Origin of the sequence: Methylomonas rhizoryzae (assembly GCF_008632455.1) — a bacterium.
Lineage (GTDB): Bacteria > Pseudomonadota > Gammaproteobacteria > Methylococcales > Methylomonadaceae > Methylomonas > Methylomonas rhizoryzae.
The window spans coordinates 3,996,036-4,007,330 of record NZ_CP043929.1 but is presented as its reverse complement, the minus strand read 5'-3'; the positions used below and the strand labels follow the sequence as shown (position 1 = coordinate 4,007,330).

Sequence of the window (11,295 nt, the reverse complement as noted above, 5' to 3'; positions counted from 1 at the left end):
GCCATGAACGCTTGGATTGCGTTAATCCCTTTATGTCCTTTTCTGGCTGCGCTAGCTATCGGCGGCTTGCATTTTTTTCGCATCGTTGCCGGCGAGTCGGGCGAACGGGCCAGCAGTGGGCTTGGCGTGGCGGCTTTAAGTTTAAGCGGTTTGTTGTCGGTCGCTTGGTGCTTGGCTTTGTTTTTGGGATGGACGACTGCGGAAACCGTGCATTTCGCCGATTGGCTGCAGTCCGGCAAGGTCAGTATCGCGCTCGCACTGCAAGTTCGCCCGTTCAATTTGGCCGTTGCCGCGCTTTTTAGCGTGTTGCTGTGGCTGGTCATGCGCTTTGCAGTCAACTATTTGCACCGGGAAGCCGGGTTTCACCGCTTCGTGTTTTTGTTGAATCTGTTCGGCGCGGCCATGTTGCTGCTGGTGCTGTCGGCGAATGCGCTGTTTACCTTCGTCGGTTGGGAATTGGCCGGCCTGTGCTCGTATTTGTTGATCGCTTACGCCTACGACAGGCCTATCGCCGCGCACAACGCCACCCGCGTTTTTGTCACCAATCGGGTCGGCGACGGCGGATTTTTGTTGGGTATCGCGCTGGCTTTGGTGTGGTTGGGTAGCGCGGATTGGGCGCAGATCAATGCGCGTAGTGCGGAATTAGCCGCGCAAGACGGCAATCTGTTGGCTTTGTGCTTTGCGTTGGCCGCCTGTGCCAAGTCCGCGCAAGTGCCGTTTACCCCATGGCTGGCCCGAGCGATGGAAGGACCCACGCCGTCCAGTGCGGTGTTTTATGGTGGAGTCATGATACACGCCGGGGTTTTCTTGTTGATACAGTTGCAAGCCATGTTCGAACACGCCCCGGTCGCCCGGGCGTTGTTGCTGGCGGTAGGCGCTACGACGGCGCTGTACGGCTACTGGGTAGGCTTGGCGCAAACCGACGTCAAAAGCGCCCAAGCCTATGCGGCCGCCGCTCAATTGGGGGTGATGTTTGCCGAATGCGGTCTGGGTTGGTGGGAAGTGGCGACCTGGCACATGGCGGCGCACGCGGTGGTGCGTTGCTATTTGCTGTTGAGCGCGCCTTCGATTTTGCACGTTACCGGTGCCCGTCCGGTCAAGCCGGTACATGCGTCGTTAAACGACTGGCGTTTTGGATTTTTAGCCGCTCTGCAGCGCGGTTGGCTGGAACCGGCGGTGGATGCGGTGCTGGTCAAACCGGTGCAGGGCTTAGGTGCCGACATGCGCTATTTCGACGAACAATGGGTAGACCCGGCGTTGGGGATGCCGGCCCCGACGATCAGGGCGATTTCTTCGCTGGCGCAATGGGAAGAGCGGCGGATGGGCGCAAATTTGGAAAGCGATGAGGACAGTTTTGCGCAAGGCAGCGGCATTGCCGGCAAGTTGGCGCAGTGGAGCGCGGCAGTGTTGAATTGGTTCGAGTACCGCTTCATTTTATCCGGGATAGGGCGCGATTCGGTTCGGTTCGGGCGCCGTTTGGGCAGGGCCGCCAACCGCTTCGAGCGCTTGTTGCTGAAACCGCGTTATTTGTCGTTGTTCGTGTTGATCGTTTTGATGGCCGCGGCGGGGTATCCGGGATGACGACCGATATTGTGTATTGGCCGGCCGCCAGTGCCTTTCCGTTGTTGAGCAGTTTGACCCTGCTGCCGCTGGTTGCGGCGCTGGCGGTCTTGTTGGCCCGCCCGGCCTTAACCTTCAGGATTGCTTTTGGCGGCGCGGTTGCCAACGTGTTGCTGAGTCTGTATTTGCTGAGCGTGTTCGACGCCGACGCGGCCGGCATTCATTTGGCGGAAAGTTGGAATATTTTCGGATTGGCTTATCGCGCCGGGGTGGACGGGACCAACATCTTGTTCGTGCCTTTGGCGGCTATCGTCGGTTTGCTGACCCTGATCTACACCACCATTACCCGCCATGTGCACGATCGGCTGTTCGTGGTGTGCGTGCTGGCATATCAGGGGGTATTGATCGGCGCGTTCGTGGCGCTGAACGTGTTGCAATTTTGGTTTTGGTGCTTGATGGAGTTAGTGCCGGTGGTGTTGCTGACCCTGTCCGCCGGTACCGGCATGCGGCGCAACCAAGTGATTAAAACCGTGCTGCAATATTGGTTGTCCGGCTTGGCGATGAGTTTGGCCGGCTTTCTGCTATTGAGTTTCGGGCTGGCAGACAGCGGTTTGCCCTTGAGTTTCGACTGGCTGACGCTGAAGCACCATCAATTGGCGATTCCGCATGAGACCCTGATTTTCATCCTGTTGTTTTTCGGGTTTGCGGTGCGGATGCCGCTGTTTCCGTTTCACGCCTGGCTGCCACCCCTGGCCGAGCACGGCACGGCGGCCAGCGCGGCGATTTTTCTGCACGGCTTGAAATTGGGCATTTACGCCGTGATCCGCTTTATCTTGCCTTTGGTGCCCGGTGCTGCGGAGGAGTGGGCGCATTTCGCGCTGACCTTGGGTTTGATCGGGATTTTCTACGGGGCAGTGTTGGCGCTGATGCAGATCAATATGCGCCGTTTGTTGTCGTTTGCGGTGATCAGCCATACCGGGATGCTGGTCATCGGCATGTTTTCGTTCAACGATTTTGCGTTGGAAGGCAGCATCTTGCTGTCTGTCGCTTACGGCTTGGCGACGGCCGGCATGCTGTTCAGCATAGGCTTGATTTACGAACGCACCCGCACCTCGTTCTTGCCGCGCTTGGGCGGCTTGTTCGAAACCAATTCGGCGATTGCGCTGTTGTTTTTGATCTCGGCGCTCAGCACCATGGTGATGCCGGGTACTCCCGGTTTCGATGCGGCGCATTTGTTGATCGAAGGGGTGATAGAAGAACACGGCTGGTTGACCGCCATCGCAATTTTGTTGGGTAACGTATTGGCGGCGGCGTTTTTGTTGTGGGCGTTCCAACGTCTGTTTATCACCCATAGGCGGCGTTTTGCACAGCCTTACAGCAGCATCCATCACCCGGTTTTGCAAGAACGGCTGATTGCGCTGACCGTGTGCGGTTTGTTGATCGCTACCGGTTTTTACACCACCCCCTGGCTCAAATACATCGATCAGGAAGCCAGCGAAATCGGCGAACACTATCCGGAACATCATAGGCACCACAGCAATCTCCCCGACCATGAATAACTTGCCTTTGCTATCAATCTGCGTGTTTTGGCCGCTAGGCGGAGCGTTGCTTCTGGCCGTGTGCAAACCCGAGCGGGCCAAGCCATTGGCGTTGGCGGTCGCGGCGCTGGAGTTGCTGCTGACGCTGGTTGTGGTGGCAGTGTTCGAGCGCGAGCAGGCCGGTTTTCAGCTGCTGGAAGATCGGCTGTGGATAGAGGCTTTGAACGTGCATTATTTGCTGGGCGTGGACGGCATTTCCTTGTTGTTTCTGCCGATGACCGCGTTGTTGACTTTGCTGGCCATAGCCATGGGCTGGCGTTCGGTGACGACGCTGCAACGTTTTCATCTGGCCTTGCTGTTGGCTTTGGAAACGGCGACCTTGGGCATTTTCACCGCACTGGATTTGTTGCTGTTCTTTTTGTTTTGGGAATTGACCCTGCCGCCGCTGTTTTTCCTGATCGGCTTATGGGGCGGCGGGGCGCAACGCCGTTACGCGGCGATGAAATACACCTTATACATGCTGTTCGGCGGAGTGCCCTTGTTATTTGGATTCGCATTGCTGGCATTGCAACATGCGGAAATTACCGGCAGTTTGAGTTTTAGCTTACCGCAGCTTTTGGCTTTGCCCTTGTCCGATTCCCTGCAGCGCTCGATTTTTGCATTGTTGCTGTTGGGATTTGCCGTTAAAGCGCCGTTGCCGCCGTTTCATACCTGGTTGCCGAGCGTAGCCTTCGAAGCGCCCGCCCAGATCACCGCACTGTTGACCGGCTTGAAACTAGGTTTGTACGGTATCGTGCGGTTTGCCATGCCGCTAGCGCCGGACGCAGCCGGCGAGCAGCGCTGGTTGTTGGCGATTGTCGGGGCGGCGACGCTGATTTATGCCGGCTTGATTGCGTTGCAACAAAGCAATCTGCGCAGGTTGCTGGCCTATGCCGGGGTTAGCCACGTCGGCTTGGTTTTAATGGGGATCGCGGCCAGCAATATGCAAGGTCTGCAGGGTGCATTAATGCAAATGTTGAATTTCGGGGTTGCGGCTGCGGCTTTGATGTTGCTGGCCGGCATGCTTCAGCAGCGCTTGGGCGGTACCGATATTTTGCATCTGGGCGGCTTGGCCAAACCGATGCCACGGTTGGCGACCCTGTTCATATTGTTCAGCTTATCCGCTATCGGCGTGCCGGGAACCAACGGTTTTCCGGCCGAATGGTTGTTGCTATGGGCAACGGTAGAGGCGTTTCCGGTGCTGGCGGTGCCGGTATTGTTTGCCGCAGTGGTCGGGGCGGCCTATAGCTTGGGTTTTATCCGGCGCGGCTTATTCGGGCCGGTGGTGCGCGAAGCTGTGCAGAATGGCGAAGATTTGTTGTCCCGCGAGTTGGCGATATTGGCCGTGCCCGCTTTGTTGGTGCTGTGGTTGGGCTTGTTTCCGCAGCATTTGCTATCGATACAAGCTCCCGCACTGACGGCTTGGACGCATCGTTTGCAGCCGCAGCATACGCAAATTCTCACCGCAACAGCCAAGCCGTTACTTTAACCGTATTCCAATCAGTCTGCCGTTTCGCCAAGGCGGGCTTTAGAAATGCTTTAATAATATCGAATCGATAATATAATGACTGTGCGCGGGTTGAACCGAATGTTTTGCAGTCCGTCTATTTCTTGAATATCAACAAGGAGTTCCTTATGCACGCCCCTGAAAAGCTATTATTGGAAAACAAAGCCTGGTCGGAAGAGATCAGTAAAAAAGACCCCGGTTTTTTCAGCCATCTTGCCGCAGAGCAGCGACCGGATTTTTTATGGATAGGTTGCTCGGATAGCCGGGTACCGGCGGAAACCGTGGTAAACGCTCAGCCCGGGCAAATTTTCGTGCACCGAAATATTGCCAATCAAATCATTAACACCGATTTCAATTGTTTAAGCGTCTTGCAATATGCGATTTCGGTATTGAAGGTAAAACACATCATCGTTTGCGGGCATTACGGCTGCGGCGGCGTCAAGGCGGCATTACAACCGCAACGGGCGGATCTGGCGATCACCAATAAATGGTTGTTGCACATCAAAGATATTTACCGTTTGCACCAGGACGAATTGGAATACATGCCGGCGGAAAAAAAGATGGACCGCATGATAGAGCTGAACATCATCGAACAAGTGTACCGCTTGGCGCATACTTCCATTGTGCAATACGCCTGGCGGCACGGCCACAAACCCTCTCTGCACGGTTGGGTGTACGGTTTGCACGACGGTTTGTTGAGCGAATTGATCAAACTGGATCATAACGCCCAGATCAGTTCGATCTACCGCTATACCGATTAATGCCAGGTTTGCTACTTAACGGGGATGTGTAATGGATCGGAAAATTAAACATTGGCGTCAAGATCTTCCCGCCAGTATTGTGGTGTTCCTGGTGGCTTTGCCGCTATGTTTGGGGATTGCCCTGGCGTCCGGAGCGCCGCTGTTTGCCGGGGTGATTGCCGGCATTGTCGGCGGCATCGTGGTGTCCTGGGCCAGCGGCTCGCAGCTTAGTGTGTCCGGACCGGCGGCGGGATTGACGGTTATCGTGTTCAATGCCATCGAGACGCTAGGCGGCTACGGGGCGTTTTTGCTCAGCTTGTTCATGGCGGGCGTTTTGCAGCTCGCTTTAGGCTATTTGAAAGCCGGCTTGATAGGGGCGTTTTTTCCGTCTGCGGTGATTAAAGGCATGTTGGCGGCGATAGGCTTGATTTTGATCATCAAGCAAATCCCGCACGCAACCGGTTACGATACCAGCTTCGATGGCGACGAAAGTTATATGCAGGAAACCGCCGCCTCCAGCTTTTCGGAGCTGGTAGAAGCGTTGGAAGGCGTCTCGCCGGGCGCTACCGTAGTCAGTCTGATCGCCTTGTTGATACTGGTGCTATGGGAAAGCCGTCGGATTAAACAAATCGCTTGGCTGAAGCTCATCCCCGGCCCGCTGTTGGCGGTGGTTTGGGGCGTGGCTTATAACGCCTGGGCCTTACAAACGGCACCGGAATGGGCGATTCAAGACAAGCATTTGGTAACCTTGCCGGAATTGGGCAGCGCCACCAACTTTATCAATCAGTTGCAATTACCCGATTTTAGTCAATGGCTGGAGCCCAAGGTCTACAGCATTGCCTTCACGCTGGCCATCATTGCCAGTTTGGAAACCTTGTTAAGTATCGAAGCGGTAGACAAGCTGGACCCCTTTAAACGCGTGGCGCCGACTAACCGCGAACTGAAAGCCCAGGGTTTGGGCAACATGATCTGCGGCTTAATGGGCGGCTTGCCGATTACCGCAGTGATCGTGCGTAGTTCCGCCAACATCAATGCCGGCGGCTGTACCCGCTGGTCCAGTTTTTTCCATGGGGTGTTGCTGTTCGTCAGCGTGATTTTTTTTGCCGAGTTTCTGAATCAAATTCCGTTGGCGTGTTTGGCGGCAATCCTGCTGCAAACCGGCTATAAATTAGCCAAACCTGCATTATTTATAGAGTTTTATCGGCGCGGTTGGAATCAGTTTTTACCGTTCGCGATTACCGTAACGGCAATTTTATTGACCGACTTATTGGTGGGGATTGCGATAGGCATGTGCATCGGCATCTATTTTGTGCTGCGTACTAATTTCCACGAGGCGATGACATTGACGATACACGGCAACCATTGCTTGTTGCGCCTGCATAAAGATGTTTCGTTTCTGAATAAAGCGGTGCTGCGGCAGCATTTGAGCGAGATCCCGAACGACTGCGAATTGTTGATAGACGGCAGCAAAGCCCTGTTTATCGATCAAGACATACTGGAAACCATTTCCGATTTTCTATTGGCCGCGCCGGATCGTGGAATTCAAGTGGAAACTCAAGGGTTCAATCCTTATTGCGTAGTCCCTTAGCCGGGCGGCATATTTGCTTGGCCGGGCGCGCTGTAAGGCTTTAAACCGGTGGCTAGGTATTCGCGCTTGAGCTAGGCTGTGAAGGTTGCACTATTGCCCGTGGCATCGACTTTGCTTTTGCCTTTAAAATACCTGTATTTTTCTGAGGCCCTAAGGCCTTTTGTTCCGGAAGCGTTCATGACCGATTATAAACTGACCCATCTAAAGCAACTCGAAGCCGAAAGTATTCACATCATTCGCGAGGTCGCTGCGGAATTCGAAAAGCCGGTGATGCTGTATTCCATCGGCAAGGATTCGGCAGTGATGCTGCACTTGACCCGCAAGGCGTTTTTTCCCGGCAAGCCGCCGTTTCCGCTGTTGCACGTGGATACCACCTGGAAATTCCGCGAAATGATCGAATTCCGCGACCGGATGGCGAAAGACCTGGGTTGGGATTTGATGGTGCACATTAATGAAGAAGGTGTCGCCCAGGGTATAGGGCCCTTTACCCACGGCAGTAAGAAACACACCGACGTGATGAAAACCGATTCCTTAAAGCAAGCCCTAAACAAATATCAATTCGACGCGGCCTTCGGCGGTGCCCGCCGCGACGAGGAAAAATCCCGCGCCAAGGAACGGGTTTACTCGTTCCGCGACAAAAACCACCGCTGGGATCCGAAAAATCAACGGCCGGAGCTGTGGAACATCTACAACGGCAAGATCGACAAGGGCGAGTCCATCCGCGTCTTCCCGCTGTCCAACTGGACCGAATTGGACATCTGGCAATACATCCACCTGGAAAACATCCCTATCGTACCGTTGTATTTCGCCAAGGAACGCCCGGTCGTCAACAAGGACGGCATGCTGATCATGGTCGACGACGACCGCATGCCGCTTGGGCCTGACGATAAAATTGAAATGAAAATGGTGCGTTTCCGTACCTTGGGCTGCTACCCGCTGACCGGCGCGGTCGAATCCACCGCGACCACCTTGCCGGAAATCATTCAGGAAATGTTGCTGACTACCACGTCCGAGCGTCAAGGTCGCTTGATCGACCACGACCAGGCCGGATCGATGGAGCAGAAGAAGCGCGAGGGTTACTTTTAGAGTTAGGCGTCTAATGATTAATAGTGTAGAGCTTAAAAATTTTGGTCCAATTGATGATTTAAGCTGGTCCAATTTGGGAAGAGTTAACTTGGTTATTGGTGGTAATAGCGCGGGTAAAACTTGTCTATTAAAGTCCCTTTATACCGCAATACGAACTTTGGAAGAATACAAAAGGGGTAATGAACCTCGCTCTGCATCGGAGATTTTGGCTTCCAAGCTATACTGGACTTTTCAGCCAGATAACAGAATTGGTGATTTGGTTTCTAAAAACTCAGATCAACCTCTTGACTTTAAGTTTACCGTTGATGACAAGGATTTTTCTTACACATTTGGAAAAGATACTACAAAGGCTATTCCTAGGCTTGAGAATCATGTAGCTCCAAGAGGAGATAGCAATTCTATTTTTTTGCCTGCAAAGGAAGTTCTATCAATTCATAACATAATAATTAAGTCTCGTGAACAAGATAATGCTTATGGATTTGATGATACTTACTATGATTTGGCAAAAGCTCTAAGCCAAGTGCCGAGAAAAGGTGGAAACTCCAAGGAGTTTTCGCAGTCTAGGAAGTCTTTAGAGGATATGTTTGGTGGCAAGGTAGAATACGACCAACCATCGAGTCGTTGGCAATTTAAGAAAGGTAACCAGAGGTTTTCAATTGGAGTTACAGCCGAAGGTAGCAAAAAAATAGCCATACTGGATACTTTATTAGGAAACCGCTATTTGTCAGATCGTTCTATAGTTTTCATTGATGAGCCTGAATCAGCACTTCATCCCAAAGCTATTTCGATTTTGCTGGATATTGTCTCTGCCCTTGCTAGTCGAGGCATCCAATTCTTTATAGCCAGCCATTCTTATTTTGTTGTCAAAAAGTTATTTCTAATAGCTCAACAACAAAAAATTTCAATCCCGGTTCTATCAAACCAAGAAGGTTGGGTTCAATCGGATTTGTTGAAGGATTTTCCAGACAATCCTATTATTGATGAAGCAACGCGGTTGTTTAAAGAAGAAATAAGCCTGCCAGCCTGATAGTCATGATAACTATATTAGAATCAGGCATGTCATTTGGGCCTTTTTCAGAGGATCATGTGTTTTTTATAGAAAAAAGCCCTGCATTATTGGAACTCAACAAGAGTTCAAATAAAGGTGAAGGCATAGCTATAGCAGAGTTTTTATTAATCAAGTCTGAAAAAAGTAGGAATTATATTTCCATAATAGAAGCAAAGACATCATCGCCTAAGCCTGGCAATACAGAGGACTTTGATAAATATATTGGCGACATAAAGTCAAAGCTAAGCAATAGCCTGCACCTTTTTGTTTCCTATTATTTAAATCGGCATTCATCTGGCTTCAGCGAGTTGCCTAATCAATTCAAAAAGTTTTCACTTCAAAACATCGATTTTGAATTTATTTTAGTAATAAAAACAAGTGAGGATGCTTGGTTGCGCCCTGTGCTTGATAGTCTTAGACCCGCACTTAAGCCATTGATGAAAATTTGGAACATATCGCCAACGGCAATCAAAGTTTTTAATGAAGCAGAAGCCATACGACACCAATTAGCCAATTGAAATCTACTTCGACAAATATTTTAGGAATCCTTAAATGTCCCACCAATCCGACCTCATCGCTACCGACATCAACGCCTACCTGGCGCAACACGAACGTAAAGAGCTACTGCGCTTTTTGACCTGCGGCAACGTCGACGACGGCAAGAGCACCTTGATAGGCCGCTTGTTGCACGACTCCAAGATGATTTACGAAGACCAATTGGCCGCCGTCGCGGCCGACAGCGTCAAATCCGGCACCACCGGCGCCGGCAAGATCGACTTGGCCCTGCTGGTCGACGGCTTGCAGGCCGAGCGCGAGCAAGGCATTACCATTGACGTGGCCTACCGTTATTTCTCGACTTCGACCCGCAAATTCATCATCGCCGACACCCCGGGCCACGAGCAGTACACCCGCAACATGGCCACCGGCGCCTCGACCTGCGATTTGGCGGTGATTCTGATCGACGCCCGTTACGGCGTGCAAACCCAAACCAAACGCCACAGCTTCATTGCTTCGCTGCTGGGCATCAAGCACATCATCGTCGCGGTCAATAAAATGGATTTGGTGGCGTATAGCGAAGCAACCTTCAATCACATCAAGGCCGATTACCTGGCTTTCGTACAATCCTTGGATTTGCACGATATTTATTTCATCCCGATGTCGGCGTTGGATGGCGACAATGTGGTAAACCCCAGCGACAACATGCCCTGGTATAACGGCAAGCCGATGATGGAATTGCTGAATACCATAGAAATCGGCAACGACCACAATTTCGCCGATGCCCGCTTCCCGGTGCAATACGTGAACCGGCCGAATCTGGATTTTCGCGGTTTTTGCGGTACCGTGGCGTCCGGCGTGTTTCGGCAAGGCGACGAAGTGACTGCGCTGCCGTCCGGCAAAACCAGCCATGTCAAATCCATTGTGACTTTCGACGGCGAATTGCCGGAGGCCTTTGCCGCCATGGCGGTCACGCTGACTCTGACCGACGAAATCGACATTAGCCGCGGCGACGTCATCGTCGGCAAACACCAAGCCGCGCCTAGCGTGGCGGATAAATTCAAGGCAACCATCGTGTGGATGACCGAACAGCCGATGACGCCCGGACGGCAATATCTGCTGAAATTGGCTAGCCGTAGCGTGTCCGGATCGATTTCGATGATTCATCACCGCATCGATGTGAACACCTTGGAGCACCACGACGCCAACGAATTGAAGTTGAACGAAATCGGCTATTGCACGGTGGCAGTCAATGCCCCTGTAGTATTTGACCCCTATAAATTGAACAAAGCCACCGGTTCGTTCATTGTAATCGACCGCTTGACCAACATTACCGTCGGCGCCGGTATGATAGCCGGCGATGCCAGTGCAGAAGATTGGTCGCCGGTTAGCGCGGAAGAGCGGGCCACCCGTTTCGGCCAAACCGCCGGCGCCATCGTGTTAAGCGGCGCGGCGGCCCAGGACGCAGCCTATCGCTTGGAGCGAAAGTTGTTCGATACCGGTCACGCGGCCACCATTCTGGAAACTGTGAGCGACGAATTGGTAACCGCAGTCAAAAATGCCGGCTTGCTGTGTATTTGCGTGCAAGCAAAACCGGCGCAATACGAGGTGGCTTTCGATTGCAGCGAATACAGCGTCGACGAAATCTATGCAGCACTGAAAAATCGCAGTTTGATCCGCTAAGGGAATTTTCG

9 protein-coding genes are annotated in these 11,295 nt (G+C 52.6%); all 9 read left to right on the top strand.

Features of this window, described 5'->3' with window-relative positions:
- The first annotated feature begins 3 nt into the window (after window positions 1-3).
- The 9 genes from F1E05_RS17740 (at window position 4) to cysN (ending at window position 11,284) form a co-directional block, all read left to right on the top strand.
- Window positions 4-1,581 (top strand): proton-conducting transporter transmembrane domain-containing protein, encoded by a 1,578-nt coding sequence (locus tag F1E05_RS17740; protein WP_150050833.1) that lies wholly within the window; start codon window positions 4-6, stop codon window positions 1,579-1,581.
- Window positions 1,578-3,119, top strand: a complete 1,542-nt coding sequence (locus tag F1E05_RS17735) for a complex I subunit 4 family protein (RefSeq protein ID WP_150050831.1) — start codon at window positions 1,578-1,580, stop codon at window positions 3,117-3,119. The genes F1E05_RS17740 and F1E05_RS17735 overlap by 4 nt, the downstream gene beginning before the upstream one ends.
- Window positions 3,112-4,626: a complex I subunit 4 family protein gene (locus F1E05_RS17730; protein WP_150050829.1), complete on the top strand. Its 1,515-nt coding sequence runs from the start codon at window positions 3,112-3,114 to the stop codon at window positions 4,624-4,626. Before F1E05_RS17735 ends, F1E05_RS17730 begins: the two co-directional genes overlap by 8 nt.
- Window positions 4,627-4,772: 146 nt before the next feature.
- A complete protein-coding gene (gene can, locus F1E05_RS17725; protein WP_150050827.1) occupies window positions 4,773-5,405 on the top strand; it encodes a carbonate dehydratase in 633 nt (210 codons plus the stop codon).
- 31 nt (window positions 5,406-5,436) lie between these two features.
- Window positions 5,437-6,972: a SulP family inorganic anion transporter gene (locus F1E05_RS17720; protein ID WP_150050825.1), complete on the top strand. Its 1,536-nt coding sequence runs from the start codon at window positions 5,437-5,439 to the stop codon at window positions 6,970-6,972.
- 177 nt (window positions 6,973-7,149) lie between these two features.
- Complete coding sequence (gene cysD / locus F1E05_RS17715) at window positions 7,150-8,058, top strand: sulfate adenylyltransferase subunit CysD (RefSeq protein ID WP_150050823.1); 909 nt, start codon at window positions 7,150-7,152, stop codon at window positions 8,056-8,058.
- A 13-nt stretch (window positions 8,059-8,071) separates the two neighbouring features.
- Window positions 8,072-9,085 (top strand): ATP-binding protein, encoded by a 1,014-nt coding sequence (locus tag F1E05_RS17710; RefSeq protein WP_150050821.1) that lies wholly within the window; start codon window positions 8,072-8,074, stop codon window positions 9,083-9,085.
- Window positions 9,086-9,090: 5 nt separating this feature from the next.
- The gene (locus F1E05_RS17705; RefSeq protein ID WP_150050819.1) at window positions 9,091-9,624 is read left to right on the top strand and encodes a hypothetical protein; all 534 of its coding nucleotides are present in this window, start codon (window positions 9,091-9,093) and stop codon (window positions 9,622-9,624) included.
- 34 nt (window positions 9,625-9,658) lie between these two features.
- Window positions 9,659-11,284: a sulfate adenylyltransferase subunit CysN gene (cysN, locus tag F1E05_RS17700; protein ID WP_150050817.1), complete on the top strand. Its 1,626-nt coding sequence runs from the start codon at window positions 9,659-9,661 to the stop codon at window positions 11,282-11,284.
- The last annotated feature ends 11 nt before the right edge of the window (window positions 11,285-11,295 follow it).

Bases quoted from the DNA above. Each gene is read 5' to 3' on its own strand.
- F1E05_RS17740 (WP_150050833.1), top strand. From the start codon at position 4: ATGAACGCTTGGATTGCGTTAATCCCTTTATGTCCTTTTCTGGCTGCG.
- F1E05_RS17735 (WP_150050831.1), top strand. From the start codon at position 1,578: ATGACGACCGATATTGTGTATTGGCCGGCCGCCAGTGCCTTTCCGTTG.
- F1E05_RS17730 (WP_150050829.1), top strand. From the start codon at position 3,112: ATGAATAACTTGCCTTTGCTATCAATCTGCGTGTTTTGGCCGCTAGGC.
- can (WP_150050827.1), top strand. From the start codon at position 4,773: ATGCACGCCCCTGAAAAGCTATTATTGGAAAACAAAGCCTGGTCGGAA.
- F1E05_RS17720 (WP_150050825.1), top strand. From the start codon at position 5,437: ATGGATCGGAAAATTAAACATTGGCGTCAAGATCTTCCCGCCAGTATT.
- cysD (WP_150050823.1), top strand. From the start codon at position 7,150: ATGACCGATTATAAACTGACCCATCTAAAGCAACTCGAAGCCGAAAGT.
- F1E05_RS17710 (WP_150050821.1), top strand. From the start codon at position 8,072: ATGATTAATAGTGTAGAGCTTAAAAATTTTGGTCCAATTGATGATTTA.
- F1E05_RS17705 (WP_150050819.1), top strand. From the start codon at position 9,091: ATGATAACTATATTAGAATCAGGCATGTCATTTGGGCCTTTTTCAGAG.
- cysN (WP_150050817.1), top strand. From the start codon at position 9,659: ATGTCCCACCAATCCGACCTCATCGCTACCGACATCAACGCCTACCTG.